At 38.1% G+C, this 15,989-nt stretch carries 23 protein-coding genes; 4 read left to right on the forward strand and 19 right to left on the reverse strand.

Annotated features, from left to right (window positions below; all coding sequences use genetic code 11):
* Positions 1-5: 5 nt before the first annotated feature.
* Both BFL01S_RS04870 and BFL01S_RS04875 read right to left on the reverse strand, forming a co-directional pair.
* Positions 6-254: an anti-sigma factor gene (locus BFL01S_RS04870; RefSeq protein WP_051567048.1), complete on the reverse strand. Its 249-nt coding sequence runs from the start codon at positions 252-254 to the stop codon at positions 6-8.
* Between the two features lie 35 nt (positions 255-289).
* Positions 290-637 (reverse strand): hypothetical protein, encoded by a 348-nt coding sequence (locus tag BFL01S_RS04875; RefSeq protein ID WP_061785025.1) that lies wholly within the window; start codon positions 635-637, stop codon positions 290-292.
* A gap of 90 nt (positions 638-727) precedes the next feature.
* Between BFL01S_RS04875 and BFL01S_RS04880 the strand changes: the two genes are divergently transcribed.
* Positions 728-1,123, forward strand: a complete 396-nt coding sequence (locus BFL01S_RS04880; RefSeq protein ID WP_061785026.1) for a thiol-disulfide oxidoreductase DCC family protein — start codon at positions 728-730, stop codon at positions 1,121-1,123.
* A 48-nt stretch (positions 1,124-1,171) separates the two neighbouring features.
* Here the strand turns inward: BFL01S_RS04880 and proC are convergent, their stop codons facing one another.
* Genes proC through BFL01S_RS04900 form a run of 4 tightly spaced genes read right to left on the reverse strand, consistent with a single transcriptional unit; the run spans position 1,172 to position 3,939 of the window.
* Positions 1,172-1,975 carry a pyrroline-5-carboxylate reductase gene (proC, locus tag BFL01S_RS04885; protein WP_061785027.1) on the reverse strand — a complete coding sequence of 268 codons (804 nt, stop codon included), beginning with the start codon at positions 1,973-1,975 and terminating at the stop codon, positions 1,172-1,174.
* Between the two features lies 1 nt (position 1,976).
* On the reverse strand, positions 1,977-2,642 hold the full coding sequence (bshB2, locus tag BFL01S_RS04890) for a bacillithiol biosynthesis deacetylase BshB2 (protein ID WP_025907714.1): 666 nt from the start codon (positions 2,640-2,642) through the stop codon (positions 1,977-1,979).
* A 15-nt stretch (positions 2,643-2,657) separates the two neighbouring features.
* On the reverse strand, positions 2,658-3,005 hold the full coding sequence (locus BFL01S_RS04895; protein WP_025907713.1) for a YojF family protein: 348 nt from the start codon (positions 3,003-3,005) through the stop codon (positions 2,658-2,660).
* A 46-nt stretch (positions 3,006-3,051) separates the two neighbouring features.
* A complete protein-coding gene (locus tag BFL01S_RS04900) occupies positions 3,052-3,939 on the reverse strand; it encodes a 5'-3' exonuclease (protein ID WP_061785028.1) in 888 nt (295 codons plus the stop codon).
* A gap of 251 nt (positions 3,940-4,190) precedes the next feature.
* Between BFL01S_RS04900 and BFL01S_RS04905 the strand changes: the two genes are divergently transcribed.
* Positions 4,191-4,490, forward strand: a complete 300-nt coding sequence (locus BFL01S_RS04905) for a hypothetical protein (protein WP_156474897.1) — start codon at positions 4,191-4,193, stop codon at positions 4,488-4,490.
* 44 nt (positions 4,491-4,534) lie between these two features.
* Here the strand turns inward: BFL01S_RS04905 and BFL01S_RS04910 are convergent, their stop codons facing one another.
* Positions 4,535-5,296, reverse strand: coding sequence for a GIY-YIG nuclease family protein (locus BFL01S_RS04910; protein ID WP_169799840.1), 762 nt, complete (start codon positions 5,294-5,296; stop codon positions 4,535-4,537).
* 2 nt (positions 5,297-5,298) lie between these two features.
* Entirely contained in the window at positions 5,299-6,234 is a 936-nt protein-coding gene (gene panE, locus BFL01S_RS04915) for a 2-dehydropantoate 2-reductase (RefSeq protein WP_061785031.1), read from the reverse strand.
* A 254-nt stretch (positions 6,235-6,488) separates the two neighbouring features.
* On the opposite strand from panE, the gene BFL01S_RS04920 reads away from it, so the two are divergent.
* Positions 6,489-7,409 (forward strand): CobW family GTP-binding protein, encoded by a 921-nt coding sequence (locus tag BFL01S_RS04920; RefSeq protein ID WP_061785032.1) that lies wholly within the window; start codon positions 6,489-6,491, stop codon positions 7,407-7,409.
* A 58-nt stretch (positions 7,410-7,467) separates the two neighbouring features.
* Here the strand turns inward: BFL01S_RS04920 and ykzB are convergent, their stop codons facing one another.
* Positions 7,468-7,620: a protein YkzB gene (gene ykzB, locus BFL01S_RS20635; protein ID WP_167556146.1), complete on the reverse strand. Its 153-nt coding sequence runs from the start codon at positions 7,618-7,620 to the stop codon at positions 7,468-7,470.
* 208 nt (positions 7,621-7,828) lie between these two features.
* Between ykzB and BFL01S_RS04925 the strand changes: the two genes are divergently transcribed.
* On the forward strand, positions 7,829-8,155 hold the full coding sequence (locus BFL01S_RS04925) for a MerR family transcriptional regulator (RefSeq protein ID WP_025907707.1): 327 nt from the start codon (positions 7,829-7,831) through the stop codon (positions 8,153-8,155).
* A 97-nt stretch (positions 8,156-8,252) separates the two neighbouring features.
* Here the strand turns inward: BFL01S_RS04925 and rarD are convergent, their stop codons facing one another.
* From rarD to BFL01S_RS04975, 10 genes are all read right to left on the reverse strand, one after another.
* Positions 8,253-9,197, reverse strand: a complete 945-nt coding sequence (gene rarD, locus BFL01S_RS04930; RefSeq protein WP_025907706.1) for an EamA family transporter RarD — start codon at positions 9,195-9,197, stop codon at positions 8,253-8,255.
* A gap of 137 nt (positions 9,198-9,334) precedes the next feature.
* A complete protein-coding gene (locus BFL01S_RS04935; RefSeq protein WP_025907705.1) occupies positions 9,335-9,907 on the reverse strand; it encodes a cob(I)yrinic acid a,c-diamide adenosyltransferase in 573 nt (190 codons plus the stop codon).
* Positions 9,908-9,911: 4 nt separating this feature from the next.
* Positions 9,912-10,340 (reverse strand): bifunctional adenosylcobinamide kinase/adenosylcobinamide-phosphate guanylyltransferase, encoded by a 429-nt coding sequence (locus tag BFL01S_RS04940; protein ID WP_025907704.1) that lies wholly within the window; start codon positions 10,338-10,340, stop codon positions 9,912-9,914.
* A complete protein-coding gene (locus tag BFL01S_RS04945; RefSeq protein WP_035319883.1) occupies positions 10,292-10,906 on the reverse strand; it encodes a histidine phosphatase family protein in 615 nt (204 codons plus the stop codon). Before BFL01S_RS04945 ends, BFL01S_RS04940 begins: the two co-directional genes overlap by 49 nt.
* Positions 10,864-11,643 (reverse strand): adenosylcobinamide-GDP ribazoletransferase, encoded by a 780-nt coding sequence (locus BFL01S_RS04950; protein WP_061785033.1) that lies wholly within the window; start codon positions 11,641-11,643, stop codon positions 10,864-10,866. Before BFL01S_RS04950 ends, BFL01S_RS04945 begins: the two co-directional genes overlap by 43 nt.
* Complete coding sequence (locus BFL01S_RS04955; protein ID WP_061785034.1) at positions 11,634-12,194, reverse strand: bifunctional adenosylcobinamide kinase/adenosylcobinamide-phosphate guanylyltransferase; 561 nt, start codon at positions 12,192-12,194, stop codon at positions 11,634-11,636. Before BFL01S_RS04955 ends, BFL01S_RS04950 begins: the two co-directional genes overlap by 10 nt.
* On the reverse strand, positions 12,188-13,270 hold the full coding sequence (gene cobD, locus BFL01S_RS04960) for a threonine-phosphate decarboxylase CobD (RefSeq protein ID WP_061785035.1): 1,083 nt from the start codon (positions 13,268-13,270) through the stop codon (positions 12,188-12,190). The genes BFL01S_RS04955 and cobD overlap by 7 nt, the downstream gene beginning before the upstream one ends.
* The gene (gene cbiB, locus BFL01S_RS04965; RefSeq protein WP_025907700.1) at positions 13,245-14,228 is read right to left on the reverse strand and encodes an adenosylcobinamide-phosphate synthase CbiB; all 984 of its coding nucleotides are present in this window, start codon (positions 14,226-14,228) and stop codon (positions 13,245-13,247) included. The genes cobD and cbiB overlap by 26 nt, the downstream gene beginning before the upstream one ends.
* Before the next feature lie 5 nt (positions 14,229-14,233).
* Entirely contained in the window at positions 14,234-14,944 is a 711-nt protein-coding gene (locus BFL01S_RS04970) for an adenosylcobinamide amidohydrolase (protein WP_501193723.1), read from the reverse strand.
* Positions 14,925-15,866: an ABC transporter substrate-binding protein gene (locus tag BFL01S_RS04975; protein ID WP_061785037.1), complete on the reverse strand. Its 942-nt coding sequence runs from the start codon at positions 15,864-15,866 to the stop codon at positions 14,925-14,927. The genes BFL01S_RS04970 and BFL01S_RS04975 overlap by 20 nt, the downstream gene beginning before the upstream one ends.
* Positions 15,867-15,989: the final 123 nt, after the last annotated feature.

The raw sequence follows: 15,989 nt of genomic DNA on the forward strand, positions 1-15,989 counted from the left end.
ATTAATTATAATGCGGAGCTAAGCACAATATCACCTTGTGGTAATTTATTATTAGCACTAGGCTCCAAAGTAATTGCCATCGTATCCCACTTTTGTTTCCGCTGCTCTTCTGTCATTTTATAAATCACTGTTCCGTTTCCTTGTTCATCCGCTACAAACGCACCTGCAGAAACCGGCTTGTCATCTTTAATAAGCCAGACTTGATAGACTTCATCTTTTTGAAGTTGTTGAAGGCGACTTGCTTGAATGACCACGTTTGCTTTTCCATTGTCGTCTACAATAGAAGCTGTTACCTTTCCTTTTTCAGGTTTGTCGGCTGTAAAGTAACCGTTTGAATAGAAGTCGCAGTCTCAGAAAGTTCCGGAGACTCACTTACCTCCTGCTCACTGTCTGACTTTAACAGTAGATACCCATTTCCGACTAATGAGAAAAATAAGCTCGCTGCTAATAACGGCATCCACCTGCTAGTAGACCTTATCTTATTCTTCTGCTTAATTTCTTCTTTATGATGCGATAGTTCACTCACTCGTTCATCTTCATGAAATACATTTGCTAATACGCGTTCTTTCATACCTTTCTCCTTTAACTCATCTGAGTCCTTATTATATAATCGTAATAACGTATCTTTTTGGATCATTTTACTTACATCTTTTAAACGTACCTTTCTTTTTGCTAAAACCCAAGTATAAATAGGTTAAATGATACCTGAGCAGGAGGCTTTTTAGACGTGAGAAAAATTATTTTATTTGATGGTGTGTGCAACCTTTGTAACCACAGCGTTCAATTCATTATTAAGCACGATCAGCATGCTTTATTTTCATTTGCATCCCTACAATCAGAAGCTGCCGCTCATTTATTAGGGGAGTTTAACTTATCAAGAAATCAGCTTGATAGCGTCGTTTATATTGACGGCAATAAGCTTTACACTGAATCCACTGCTGCTTTAAAAATTGCTAACCATCTAAAAGCACCTTGGAAATTTGCTTCTATTTTCATTATCATTCCAAAACCTCTTCGCAACTTTTTTTATAAAATCATTGCTAAAAACCGCTATAAATGGTTTGGAAAACAGAGTGAGTGCATGATTCCAACACCAGATATGAAAAAGCGATTTATTGATTAATTCTTCGCAAAAAAAAGAACGTCATATTAGACGTTCTCTCTTTACACCTTAAATGCTTCCATTAGCCTTTGAATTGGTAGCGTCTACAGCTCGATGAATCATTTCTTTAAAACGATGCTGCTCCATCACTTTTAAACCCTCTGCTGTCGCACCTCCAGGCGTTGTTACCTGCTTCCTTACAGCTGATGGGTTTGCTGCATGTTTAATCAAATTAGCCGAACCTGACATCATCTGCACAACAAGCTTTTGGGCAAGTTCTTTAGACACTCCGTAGCTCATAGCTGAATCAATTAATGCTTCTGAGAAATAAGCGACAAACGCAGGAGCACTCCCTGTAATAGCGGTAAGATATCTCACTTCATCTTCTGTGCAAAGCTGAGAGGATCCTATGCTATTTAAAATAACTGTTAACGCTTGTTTATGACTTTCACTCAGTGAGCTTCCAACGGCATACAGCGATATTGACTCACCTATTGTAGCGGCTGTATTTGGCATGATCCAAGCAACCGCTGTATGAGCTGGCAACCTCTCTTCTAAATAACTAGGCCCAATTCCCGCTGCTACTGTAATGACAAACTGATTGGTTACAAGCTTAGAGAGTTTCTCAAGAACTTCGTCATGTACCTCAGGAGGCATTGCTAAAACAATAGTTGTAGCATTTTTAACTTCTGCTTCCCAATCTTGCGTCACGTCCACAACATACTTTTCTTTAAGCTCTGCTAAACGTTTTTTATCGCGTTGATTTGTCATCACGATACGTTCATTCATAGAAGCATTCGTATGAATTAACCCAGCCGCAATAGCTTCTGCCATTCGCCCTGCTCCAATAAATAATACCTTTTGATTTGTCATCTTAGTCGTCCCATTTATACGTCCAGAATTCTTCTCGTAGAAGCATTCTTTCAAGCTGCGGGTTGGATAACAAAGCATCAACCTCCACGCCGTCAAACATCGCTTCTGTTTGTGAACGGTGCGCCTTTAATGCCTCAATCTTCTTTGCTTTTACACTCGATACATCGATAACAACGTCGGGATTACCAATATGCTCGATGCGATCATGTGAGAAGGCATGACACCAAACGATCGGGCGCTCTTCTTTTGGCATTCTCTTTACCGCATGAAGCGTAGCTGCTCCAGTTGCGTTATGGTCAGGGTGAACCGCAAAGCCTGGATAGTGAGTAATGATATGAGTTGGCTTTACCTCTTGAATAATAGATTCAAGACGATCGGCAAAATCTTCAATATCTAAAAACTCCAATGTTTTATCACGTAAACCCATCATACGTAAGTCTTGAATATCAAGGACTTCAGCTAAATCCTGAAGTTCTTTTTTACGAATCTTAGGAAGCGTTTCTCTGTTAGCAAACAACGGTCTTCCCATATTTCGTCCCATTTCACCTAACGTAATGCAAGCATATGTAACCGGTGTTTCTTTTTGCCTTGCTAGCGTAATCACTCCAGCTGCTCCAAACGCTTCATCGTCTGGGTGTGGAAATACAATTAATAATCGTTCTTGCACAATAATTCTCCTTTCTTACTCAAACGGTTTTTCACTTAATTGAAACGCAACGGCTAGACGACCATCCGAATCATGGCCCGCTAATAGTAATCTGTTATGGTCATCAACTTCCCAATCTGTTAAGCCTTCCGCATAGATCCAGCCTAAATCAATTTGAAGTCCTACTCGATATGGCCCTTCACCTGTAATTTTGCCGCCTGATACGTTCACTTTCCCATTGCGGATAAATGCTCCTACGTTCATTGCCTTTGCATTTATATGAGACGCATATGCTCCATTTGTTGTTTCAAGATGAACATATATATCTTTATGAAAAAAAGTTTCTAATTTTGCTTGTACGCTTTCTTTATCAATTGGTTGCAACGTTTTTACTCCTTTCAAGCTTTCCTCTTTTTTATTTTACTAAAAATTACGTTTGAAGCATAATGTTTAGTTCTAGCCGGTTTATTTCTACTTCCCACAGTGATAAATTTCGCTCAAATTTTAGTTGAGGCCACTCGGTCAGATTAACCGCTTCAATATCCGTATCAATCTTTACAAGCTCTAGGCTCAATTCAGCTAATTCTTGGCCGCTCTTTAGTTTTTTCTTATATCGATTAAAAGTTACATCTAAATCGTCAACCTGTGCATAAATTCCTTCAATTGAACCATATTGTTGTATAAGAGGTAATGCAGCTTTTTCACCCACACCAGGAACACCTGGAATATTATCTGACTTATCACCTAACAAAGCTTTTACATCTACCCACTGAGTGGGAGATATGCCATATTCAGATTTAAAGTCCGTAGCTGTATACAAAACATCACCAATTTTTGGCTTCGCCACAATTTGCGATACATGCTCATTTAACAGCTGAAACAAATCGCGATCATTGCTGTAAATATATGCTGGAGACTGTTTTTGTTTTGTCCATTTTAACGAAAAGGCACCAATAACATCATCTGCTTCATATAGTTCAACTGAGAGCTGAGGAATTCCTACAGTTTGAAAGAAAGTACGCAGCGTTTCATACTGTTGAATTAATGATACTGGTAAATCATTTCTCGTTTCTTTATAAAAACTATATGCTTGTTTGCGTTTTGTCTCGTTACGCTTTACATCCCATGCGACAACGATGTGCGTTGGCTCATATTGCTTAATTAAATTATTCATCTTTTGAACAACTACACGCAGCGCATTTGTAAATAAACCTTTGCTATTGCGAGGTAAATCAGCTTCTTCTCGCCCATATGATGTAGCAAAGTAGCATCGGCTCAGCAAATTAAAGCCGTCAATTAATAATAATTTTTCGCTCAAACAAACACGTCCTTTTTACTTATTTAACAACGTTCCACATTGCTGGATTAGCTGGATTTTTTGAAAACATACTATAGCATTATGCTTGTTAATCGTCAATTTAACAGCCTAAGAGCTAGTTTTAGAAGACAACTTTTTGTAAATACATTATAAAGATGTTAAATTGTTGTTATACTTATGGTGTTTGACTTTCCGATTTATTGACTATGCTATAAAATAAAAACACAGATCACTTTGTATTGAAGGTGAAAATGATGATAAAATTGTTAAAAACAACGGCCGTTTTATTACTTATTACACTATTGCTTATTAGTGCTTATAACCATACGATGTCAAGTACGGTCGTCATAGTATGCAGTTCGCTTATTTTTTTCTTATTCGTGTTAAGTGACTTCTTTCTTGCGCAAAGATCGTGGGGATTAAAGGGATTGCAGCTATACATGTCCATTATGTTTTTCATTATTGCTATCTTTGAAATGCATCACGTAGTTAGCTCTTTATGTATACTTTCCATTATTGCCCTCCCACGGGTTATTGACGAAATTGCTTAAGTATTAAAACCAAGCTGTAATAGAATACAGCTTGGTTTTGTCGTCTACATATTTATTTTCGTAATTAAGCGCTCAGAAATTCTAAGCGCTTCAATCAATCCAAATTTTTGGACTAAACGAATAGCCTCTTTCATTTCTCTCTTCTTCACGACGTGGTGCTGAGTAATATTTAATAAAACCTGCATGACAACCAAATCTTTTAGCGTAAATATAAGATTCTTTTTCATGTCACGTTGAAAGAAATATTGTTCCGTCAACAGTCTCTCACTTAAAGTGATAATCTCAGCGTCTGATAAATGAAGTATTGCCCGAGCCTCACTCCGAGACCATAACCTCTTCGCTTCATCTCCATTTGCTATTTCTTTTACACTAGCCGAAGTAAAGCGCTTATTTCCAACAACTTTTTTCACTTTGGATGTAGCAGGCTCTACAGCTTTTTTAACCTCTACCTGACAATTAGTATGCTCAGCTCTTAGAGGCCGCTTATGCTTATACTTAATGCCATATTGATTATAGATAGGGAAATACGCATTAATGAGCATCGTTTTAAGCGCTTCGATCGTTTCTTTTGAACCTTCTATCTCCAACCAGCCAATAAACGCAATAGGCTGGTTTTCTTGAAAATCACCGCTTTTAAGATGTGCAAACACCCTTTGTTTTAATGAATTCATTGTACTACCAATATAGACAAGTTCCTTTTCCATATCAAAGAGAAAATATAGACCCTTTTTTGAGGAAAGGCTTTGTACCTGCTGAACTGGAACAAGAGACTTTATCACATCTAATTTTGCAAAATCAATTGTCAAGCTCACTGGTTATCAGTCCCTTTTTGAACTTTCTCATATACCTTTAAATGTTGATAGACAATATGTAAAATGTCTGATTTCACATCATATTTTTGTGCTAACCGTAGGAGGTACCCTTGAAGATGTTCCGCTTCAGTCATATACCCCTTCTCAATGTCTCGTTGCATGGATGATTTCATAGTATAAGTCATCGATTCCATTGTTTTCATATGCTGCTGTACAATTCCATCGCTAACCGGAGCACCTTCTCTTACCATGATTTCATACACTTCTTGAAGAAGAGATTGAATAAACGTTCTACCTCCTTCTACATCACGAATAGGCCCAATTGGTGAACGCATCAAGGTAGTAACTCCAGAAAGGGTTGTAATAAATAGATACTTATGCCACATCTCTTGTTCAATACAATCGCTTAGCACAAATGAAGTTTTTGTATAGCTAAATGCAGTTTCTAAGCGCTCGATTCGATTTGTTTTTTCACCATTAAATTCTCCATAAACGACTCGATGTGCAGGGCTTGTTTGAATAATCTCCCCATCTGCGTTCAATGTCGTTTCGATAAAACAAAGACCACCTATTACATTATCCTCTCCGAAAGCTCTTTGCAACGTAGACAGATGATCAATTCCATTTAACAGTGGAATGACAGTAGTATCACTTCCTACAAACGGTTTTACATCAGCTATTGCTTGATCCAGATGATATGCTTTTGTCGAAAATAAAACGCAGTCAAAGGGATGTACTCCCTCACTGGTTGCTGTGATTAACTTTGGATAAAATGAATAATCACCATGTATGCTTTTAATGACTAATCCACTTTTTTCAAGCTGTTTTTTTCTTTGACTTCGAACTAAAAATGTAACATCTTCTCCTTTTTCAGCAAGGCGCCCACCGAAATAGCCCCCTACTCCACCAGCTCCTAATACTAAAATTCGCATGAAAGCATCTCCCTTTCCCTCTATACACTTGCTATCTATTATTCTATTTTAGCATAATAGCGTTTTAAAATTGAGAATATTCATTTTATCTTTTCGCTTTTTCCAATTTATTTTCGTTTGTGATACCATTTATATAGTAGAGTAAGCATGCTTTTAATGTATTACCTAGATAGATATATACAAAAATGCAAACATAGTGTATGGTATATAATCATAAATCATAATCATTTCGATTTTATACAGGAGTTAGAAAAATGATAAACAAAACTGAAATTTATATCTTATCCGGCTTTTTAGGAAGCGGAAAAACATCATTGTTAAAAAATGCATTAAAGCAAGAAAAAGAAAACGGCCGTCAAATCGCCGTTATTATGAATGAACTTGGCAAAGTCTCTATCGACTCCGATGAAGTAGAAGAAGACACGCCGCTTAAAGAATTACTAAACGGATGCGTTTGCTGCACCATTCAAGGACAGTTTGAAACGCAGCTCCATTCGCTTCTACAAGAAAATAAGTTAGATGCCATTTACATTGAAACGACAGGTGTAGCACATCCAATTGAAGTACTAGACGCCTGCATGTCTCCCCTCTTTGCTAACGATGTCGTTGTAAAGTGTATCGTGACAACGGTAGACGTTCACAGATGGCAAGACAGAGGCAGCTTAAGTATTCAATTGCAAAAGCTACTCCAAGAACAAATTCGACATGCAGATGTCATACTATTGAACAAAGCTGACACATTATCTGAATCAGCTAAAGCAGCGCTACTGTATGAAGTTCAATCAATTAACCCACAAGCAGCTTGCGTATTCACAAGTTATTCTTCTATTCAGTTGAAACTTTTAACAAGTGCGAAGCTTTCAGAGAAACAAGCGCACCAGCAAGCTCATGTTGAAAAACAGTTACACTTAAAAACATTTGTTTATGAATTTAAAAATTCAGTTGACCTTGAAAAATTTGAAGATTGGCTATGTCATACGCCAGATACAATTTATCGAATGAAAGGTTATTTACGCTTTACTCACTCTACTGATACGTATTCATTTCAGTACTCGTATGGAATGCCTTTATATATGAAAGAGCTGTTGAAAATGCCAACTAATCTTGTCATCATCGGAGAAAATCTTCGTCATGAACAGTTAAAAAAAGAGCTTACAACTTTAGATCAAGTCTAAACACAAAACTCCCGCCAAAGCGGGAGTTTTTTTATCGTACGGGGATTACTACCCCTTACTATCCATTTTGGACTCTCCTGAGAATTTCATAAGCATGGTTACCTGCTAAAACGGTTAATTCTTCAAACTTTTCATCTCTTTTTAAATCCAGCTCAATAATTTCTGTAGCAAGTTTTATAACTTGTTTCTTTATCACTTCGTTGTCGCTCATCTTTTTTATTCCTTTCTTAGTAACTTTTTCTGTTCTATTTTATAAGAATCATTTCCTAATTTCATCATCTTTGTTATTTTTCCTCACATTTATCTAAAAAATATCACATAATTATGTTAGAATATATAACATGTTATAACTTTTTTGTATTTTTTTCCTTTATAATAAGGATATAACATAATTATCATACACTCAGGGGTGAGGGAGATTGTCCACAAATGAAGCATCTTATCGTGACAAAAAGGTTATGTCAATTGGCATCGTGAAGGAATTGACGGGACTATCTGAAAGACAGATTCGCTATTACGAAAAGCGCAGCTTATTGTTTCCAGAGCGTACAAATACAGGAATTCGAAAGTATTCCTTTTCAGACGTAGAACGGTTAATGGAAATCGCAGATCGCATTGAAGAAGGGGTACAAACAAGCGAAATTCGAACTGAGCTAGCAAAAAAAGATGAAGAACGAAAAATGAAAGAAGTTAAAAATCAAATGCTACGTGGGCAGTTAAACGCTCACTTTCAACGCAAGCTATAATATACATACGGTGGTGTTCATTCCTAATACTACCGTCTCCTTTCATTTTTCTCACAAAAAAAGTTCAACATCCAGCATACAGATGTTGAACTTTATATTACAAACCTACCGAACGGCTCTTGCGAATCTTGGGTTGATGAGCGACCATGAACTTTGTTTTTGATAATGCAAAGATAACCGATCCGCCCCAAATAAATAAAAAGGCAATCATATGAACACTAGAGAATGCTTCATGATAAACAAAAACACCTAAAAGTAAGGTCATCGTCGGTGCAATATACTGTAAAAATCCAACCATAGATAGAGGGATTAAAGGTGCACCTTTTGCAAAATATAAAAGCGGCATGGCCGTCGCAACGCCTCCTCCAATCAGCAGTAAGCTTGTTGTCGGATTGCCAACTACAAAGCTAGAATCCCCTTTGGCATATAGCACAATAAAGTACACAAGTGCAATTGGTGTGACCATAAATGTTTCGAGAGTCAAACCAACTTTAGCTTCTAGCTGAATGGTCTTTTTCACAAGCCCGTATATACCGAAGCTAAAAGCAAGCCCTAACGATACCCAAGGAAACTCTCCATAGTGAAGTGTTAAAAACAGCACGCCAATAGCGGCTAAACCTACTGAGATAACCTGCCAGAAATTCAGCTTTTCTTTTAAAACAACAATACCTAACAGCACGCTCACAAGAGGATTGATATAATAACCAAGGCTGGTTTCAATAATCCTTTCATTATTGACAGCCCAAATATAAATAAACCAATTAAGACTAATTAATAAGGACGCCGAAAATAAAATAAGCGTTTTTTTTGGATGACGAAATAAATACCCAATGGTTTCTTTAAGACTACCAAGCTGCCGTGTTATGCACAGCAATAGTAGCATAAATAAAAACGACCAAATCACGCGATGGGCTAAAATTTCGTCTGCAGGAACGTTATCTACCAGCTTCCAATATAAAGGAAACACTCCCCACATCACATACGCACTAGCCGTATATACTAGGCCGGCTTGATAAGGTTGTTTCAATGTACCTTTATTCATTCTCCTAACCTCTTTTCTCTTTCTTTACACTGCTTTTATTATAGAGGCAACCGCTGATTTTTTACAGACATTTATTTCAGGTTTCGAATATTTCACAAATAAAAAAGTGTGGATAAAAAATATCCACACTTTTTTATTTATTTTTTCTTTCCTTTTTTAAATACTTTCGCACTGCGAATATACTCAACATCTTGTACATTTTCTCGTGAGTTGGCGATGCGCGCAGCTGCAAAGAAGTAATCGGATAAACGATTTAAATATTGAAGGACCGCATCGTTAATTTTAAACTCTCGCTGAACCCCAACAACCAATCTTTCGGCTCTTCTTGTCACGGTGCGGCACACATGAAGTGTTGCTGCTGCTTGCGTACCTCCTGGCAAAATAAACCGCTCAAGCTCAGGTGCTTCTTTCATATATTCATCAATTCTTCGTTCTAATACTTCAATCATACTTGCTTCAACTTTATAAGGGTGATCATCTCTCGCAAAAGCTAAATCACTTCCACAATCAAATAGCTCGTGCTGAATTGTCACAAGCTCTTCTTTTAATTCATTAAATACCCTATCATTTAACTGAGTAATTGCTTGACCTACATAGCTATTTAACTCATCAATTGTCCCGTAAGCTTCCACTCGAATGTCGTCTTTATTTACACGACCTCCTATTAAACTTGTTTGCCCTTTGTCTCCTGTTTTTGTATAGATATTCATTCCCTTATTCCTCCTTTATCCGATTCGAAATTCCATACCAGATGCGGTCAACTGTTTCCGCTTCTGCTACAAGCATTTGATAAACATAGCCACATGCATCACGCCAACTGCGATCATTTTGGCTCATTGGAACAATCCCTTTTCCAATTTCTGTTCCAATAACAATTACATTTTCTAGCAGGTTCTCAGCTCGCCATGCTTGTAATTGTTCTTTGAAATAGCAACACACTTCTTCAACAGTTTTACCGCTATCAATTAATTCTTTAATGTATAGCTCCATTCCTTCTATAACTATGTATTGATCTCCTTTTACGAGTGTAGGCATTTTTATAAAGTCTTCATAAGCACTATGCCACTCTGTAATTTGGTTCTCATACTGTTTCTTTACCCATTTTCGCTTCCCATTGAACGCACCACCGAATACGAAATGCATGGCTTTCTCTCCTTTATATCATCCTTTTTGAAACGCAGTCGTATTCCTTCTCCATACGAAAAAGAATGATCCCAAAATGAAGACTGTTCTAGAAAATAAGAGGTAATGAAGCGAAGAGGTCCACCGTGAGTGACAACCGCTGTTAAACTAGCCTTTTGCTGCAGCATCAAATCAACGGTTCGATCCCAAGCTTTCCAAATTCGACTAGAGAAGGCTTCAAAACTTTCCCCGTTGGGCGGTTGCTCTTCAAAAGGCGCATCAATCCACTTTCGATATGCGGAATCATTTTTTAACTGCTCATATGTACGCTCTTCCCAATCGCCAAATGAAAGTTCACGCCAATCTTCAAAGACAGTATATGGCTGATTGGGAAATAATATTGCGCTCGTTTCTCTTGTACGATTCAAATCACTTCCAACAACTAAGTCCGGCACCACATCCGACGCTTTTAACATTGCAATTCCTTCACTACTTAACGACGGATTGCTCCATCCGATGTACTGGCGCAGCTTATTAGGTTCTGTTAAACCGTGCCGAATAAATAGCATATCCACATACTCAACCATACAAGGGTTTCCCCTCCTTCAATCGTTGCTCCAATGACATCTCCCGTAATGCCTCCAAACTGAGCGCGATAAAATTTAATCCATATAAAAACAGTGATAGCACCAATTAAAACTACAGCTTTATTTTCCATTAAATAGACAAGACCTGCAATCATTAGTATGCTCATTGCAGCATAGATCCACTTTTGTCTTTCAGTTGAGCCTTTTTGAAAATAAGAAGCTAACCCTGTTTCTTTAGCAGGCTGATCCCAAAGCAAAATCCACCCTGCTACAATACGAGGCAATACAAATACGCTCATGAACGTAACTAAATTAATTGATTCAATGTTAATCAGCTCATTTATTCCGCTAAAACGCAGAGCTAATAGAGCTAGAATTGACAGAACTGCAAATGCACCTACGTTAGGATCACTTAAAATCACAAGCTTTTTTTCTCTTGGTTGATGTGAAAAATAAGCATCGCTCACATCTATCCATCCATCTAAGTGTAAGCCTCCTGTGAGTATCCCACCAGCTAGCATAAGCAAAATAGCCGTCGTGACAGCGCTAACCCCTAACCATTCTAGACCTAAAAATAGCCCATAGCTAACTGCTCCTATACAAGCGCCAATCCATGGTAGAAAATAAAGTGCTTTGGCCGTGCGCTTTTCCGTCCATTGAATTGTTTTTGCTGTTGGCAAGATTGTAAAAAACTGCAGTGCTAAGCGCGCGATGACCATCCACTCTTTTACTGCCATGCTGTTTCATCTCCCTTATAGTAGCAGGAAATACCCGCTTCTACACAAATCGCCAAGTCTGCTTGATTCACAATCTCCTGATGAATTCGCCCCAATAACTTCATATATGTAAACGTAGGTCCCTTTAGGACGCTCTCTTCAAACAACTCGTTTGATACAATGATAAGATGCTGACATCGCTCATTCAATTGATGAATTACTCCTACCATTTTGTTGAATAGTTCGTTTGCTTTCAAATGAGATTGCCACTTTTCTTCCTTGGTAAAAAGCTCGTTTGCCAGCCAATTTGTAGCACAATCTAGCAAAATGACATCCGTTTCTTGAATCGATGAATAGATACCAGACAGATCTTTTGGAACTTCAAGAGTAGACCATGACAAGTTAGAATCATTTCGTTGCTGTTGGTGCAACGAAATTCGCTCTTGCATTTCATGATCAGTGACGCGGCTAGTCGCTAGATAGACGGCACGATTGGTCATTAGCTTTTGAACAAATACCTCTGCCGCTGCTGACTTTCCGCTGCGAACACCTCCGGTTACAAATACTAACATGACAACCCGACCCCTTTTTTCAATACGCTAATAAGCTGATCATTCTCTGCTTGTGTTTTGACTGCTAATCGAACATAACGACCATTTAAGCCTAGGAAATTCTCCGTGTGTCTTGCTACAATTCCTTCTTGTGCTAAAAATGACAGCCATCCAGCTGAAGTGTAACTCTCTGGAATACTGCATAAATAGTAGTTAGTTGCCGACTGAGATATGGTAAACCCTAGCTTTTGTAACTCGTTTGTCACTCGCTTTCTTTCTGTATCAATATACTCGACCGTCTTATTCACGAACTCCGCTTCAGATAAGCACCACCGGCCAATTTGCTGCGCCATACCATTCACACTCCAAGGTGGCTGCTTTTGCATCAACTTAGTAATGATGCCTTGATGAGCTAAAACATACCCTAACCTTACCCCTGCAATATTGAACATTTTTGTCATAGACCGAACAATGATTAGATATGGATACTTTTGAATCCATCGATCAAACGAGAAAGCTCCCTTTACAAAATCAATAAACGCTTCATCAACAACTAGATAAGTCTTCTCACGATGAGCTAAGTCAATTAGCTCTTCCCACTCATTTATGTCATACATTCGTCCGGTAGGGTTGTTGGGATGACAAATCCATATGACTTTTAAGATTGGAAGCTTTTGTTTTATTTCCGACATATTCCAATTCCAATTATCTGTTTCTTCCAGAGAAATATGAATGATTTCACAGCCATGAGCTAAACTCGCCTGTTCATATTCAATAAAAGTAGGCTGTAAAATCCCTACCTTTTCGTTTGAAAATATGGAAGCAAGCAAAAAGAAGGCTTCTGCTGCACCGTTTGTTACTAAGACTTCATTAGAAGTAAGCTTATGGTAAGTAGCAATGAGGCCCGTTAGCTTTTTCACATCAGGATCAGGATAAGAAAAAGCGATTTCTCTAAGTTCATCCCAATTTTCATTAATGATATTTGGTGCTCCTAAAGGGTTTGTATTCACGCTAAAATCAATGAATGAACGTTCTGCATTTTGGCCTATCGCCTCTAGAAAAATTGCGGGGTTAGCTCCATGTGTAGGTAATGCCAATCAGTATCCCTCCTATCAGATAAAAAAACCAAGTACACCAAACGGTCCGCTTCATCACTTGGACTGTTTTAAAAATATGACTAACATTTAAAGAATAAAGAGGATCTCCCATTTTCGCACGATTTGAAACAATTCCTTTGTATGTGTTGCGACCTCCTAGCTGAATGCCAAGCAAAGCGGCAACAGCACTTTCACCATAGCCGCTGTTTGGGCTCGGGTGTTTAGGTGCATCCCTTTTAATTATGCTAAACACATGCTTTGCTGTAAATTCACTGTGCATTACGTTACTAATAACCATAATAAACGCTGTCAGCCGACTAGGGATAAAATTCAACCAGTCATCTAATTTCGCACTAAAGTATCCAAACTTTTCATACATAGGATTTTTATAGCCCACCATTGAATCACACGTATTAATACTTCGATAAAAAAAAGCGCCTGCTCCGCCTAATACAAAAGCAAAAAATAAAGGAGCTGTAATGCCATCACTTGTGTTTTCCGCCACTGTTTCAACTGTCGCTCTGGCAATTTCGCTTTCGTCAAGCTGATCGGTATCTCTTCCCACAATCATGCCCACTTGAAAGCGCGCTTCCTGTAAGTCACCTTTTTGTAAAGGCAGCGCTACTTTATAGGCAGCTTCCCCCAAAGATTTTGTTGAAATTGTGGTAGCAATCATTATGCCTTCGACTATAATTCCAATCCAGTAGGAAATTTCATATAGAGCGATTAGAAGAGCTAGAGGTAGTACAAAACACCATACTACCATGCTTAATACAAGGAACAGACCGTTCATTCGTTGAAACTTACCTTGGTTTAAACGCTTATCAATGAAAGAAATCCAGCGTCCAAACCACCTGACGGGATGTGGCCAATTTACGGGATCTCCGATAATAGCATCTAATACAAGCGCCATTGAGATAGCTAGCAAATGCGCTACAATTAATTGTTGAAAGTCCATACACATCACCTTTTTTGAATGGTTTCAAGTAAACTTAGCTTAACGAGCTTTCCTACCGCTTGTCCCAGAGCCGTCATGGACCCACCGTACTCATACATGCTACCGGTTTGGCTTGCGGCAATACAAATGCTATCAGTAGATGTTCCTGTCGCAAGCGTCTCTGTGTTCGAATCTTGCACTCCCAGCTCGTAAAGCATTCGCGTTTTCACTTCCGTTGCTGCGATAAACAGCTGTAAAAACGCAGCATCCGTTAATTTCCCGTCAATAAATATGAACATATTAATCGTTCCAGGCCCTGAAGAAAATGGAGTAATATCATCAGACGTCAAATCAACGGCATTACCAACTCCGGCAGTAATAATAGATGAGACTGTAAGACCATCTTTACAATATGTATAAACCGATTTGTTCCGTAAATAAACAGCCGTCATCAACCCTACTACTTGATCATAAACGAAGCCTTTTTCTTTTAAAAATGCTCTATATTCTTCAGCAGGTGAATCAGCACGGTAGTATTTGTGTACAAAACGATTATAAAAAACGTTAGTCTCAAGCATACCATCTCCTAGTACGCCTGAACTGTACGCTTTAAACGGTATACTTGTTTTCATCGTTAATAATTCATCATCCTGCTCAAGACGTAACGATAAAAAAGGACCAATTCCTTTTTGAATTGGAATATGGTCCTTTTCTCGATTAATTATACACCTCAGGATATACGGCTTTCGCGAACTCTTCTAACCCTTCTACAATTCGTGGTCCAGGTCGATTTGTTTTATTAGAATCAACGTTTACGATTTGATTTTCTTTTACAGCTGTAATATCGCTCCATGCTGGACGATTTTTGATTTCGTTGGCGTCACCATCATGTGTTGTAACGATTGTATCTGGATTTAGCTCAACCACTTTCTCTTCCGAAAGTTTTACCCATCCCTCTTCATTTCCAGCTACGTTTTCTGCTCCGATTATTTTAATCATTTCATCCATAAACGTACCTTTACCAGTTGTATAAATCTCAGGCGCAGGTGAAACCTCTACCCATACTTTCTTACGATCTTCGTCTTTAATTTCTTTCGCTTTTTCTTCAATTTCTGAAACAGCAGCTTTCATTTCTTTTACTGTTTTATTTGCTTCATCTGTTTTGTTCGTTAGTTTTCCGATGTTCCCAATCGTTTCATACACAGTATTGAAATCAGTTGCATCATTTACAACAAATAATGGAATACCAGCACTTTCAATTTGCTTAAAAACTTCATCCGACATTCCCATGCTTGAACCATGAGCTAACACAAGGTCTGGATTTAATGCAATAACTTTTTCTGCGTTGATATTCATATCTCCTACCTGCTCTTTTTCTTTCACGCTTGCAGGATAATCATCGTTGCTTGTTACTCCGATTAATTCTTTTTCAAGACCTAACTCATAGACGATTTCCGTGTTACTTGGCATAAGAGAAACAATTTTCTTGGGTGCTTGTTCAACCGTTACTTCTTCTCCTCTTGCATCTTTAACCGTAACAGCTTGCTCTTCTGATTGCTTTGTTTGCTCTGTTTGTTTGCTTCCTTCATCAGTTGCCCCACACGCTGCAAGAACAACAAGGAACATCGCAACAATAACAGATGATAACCACTTTTTCATTTTGATAACCCCTCCTAATTATGTATCGGTTATGAAGTCGCTCAGCACACATAAAAAAAACTTTACTTTCAATCGAAAGTAAAGCAGGTAACGTTAAATGATGCGAATGACTTTCGCATTGTT

This window comes from Priestia flexa NBRC 15715 (assembly GCF_001591565.1).
In the GTDB taxonomy this organism is placed as follows: Bacteria; Bacillota; Bacilli; order Bacillales; family Bacillaceae_H; genus Priestia; species Priestia flexa.

Coding starts and splice junctions, on each gene's coding strand:
- BFL01S_RS04875 (WP_061785025.1), bottom strand. CDS start 637: ATGATCCAAAAAGATACGTTATTACGATTATATAATAAGGACTCAGAT.
- proC (WP_061785027.1), bottom strand. CDS start 1,975: ATGACAAATCAAAAGGTATTATTTATTGGAGCAGGGCGAATGGCAGAA.
- BFL01S_RS04905 (WP_156474897.1), top strand. CDS start 4,191: ATGATGATAAAATTGTTAAAAACAACGGCCGTTTTATTACTTATTACA.
- panE (WP_061785031.1), bottom strand. CDS start 6,234: ATGCGAATTTTAGTATTAGGAGCTGGTGGAGTAGGGGGCTATTTCGGT.
- BFL01S_RS04920 (WP_061785032.1), top strand. CDS start 6,489: ATGATAAACAAAACTGAAATTTATATCTTATCCGGCTTTTTAGGAAGC.
- ykzB (WP_167556146.1), bottom strand. CDS start 7,620: ATGAGCGACAACGAAGTGATAAAGAAACAAGTTATAAAACTTGCTACA.
- rarD (WP_025907706.1), bottom strand. CDS start 9,197: ATGAATAAAGGTACATTGAAACAACCTTATCAAGCCGGCCTAGTATAT.
- BFL01S_RS04935 (WP_025907705.1), bottom strand. CDS start 9,907: ATGAATATCTATACAAAAACAGGAGACAAAGGGCAAACAAGTTTAATA.
- BFL01S_RS04940 (WP_025907704.1), bottom strand. CDS start 10,340: ATGCATTTCGTATTCGGTGGTGCGTTCAATGGGAAGCGAAAATGGGTA.
- BFL01S_RS04945 (WP_035319883.1), bottom strand. CDS start 10,906: ATGGTTGAGTATGTGGATATGCTATTTATTCGGCACGGTTTAACAGAA.
- BFL01S_RS04950 (WP_061785033.1), bottom strand. CDS start 11,643: ATGGCAGTAAAAGAGTGGATGGTCATCGCGCGCTTAGCACTGCAGTTT.
- BFL01S_RS04955 (WP_061785034.1), bottom strand. CDS start 12,194: ATGTTAGTATTTGTAACCGGAGGTGTTCGCAGCGGAAAGTCAGCAGCG.
- cbiB (WP_025907700.1), bottom strand. CDS start 14,228: ATGGACTTTCAACAATTAATTGTAGCGCATTTGCTAGCTATCTCAATG.
- BFL01S_RS04975 (WP_061785037.1), bottom strand. CDS start 15,866: ATGAAAAAGTGGTTATCATCTGTTATTGTTGCGATGTTCCTTGTTGTT.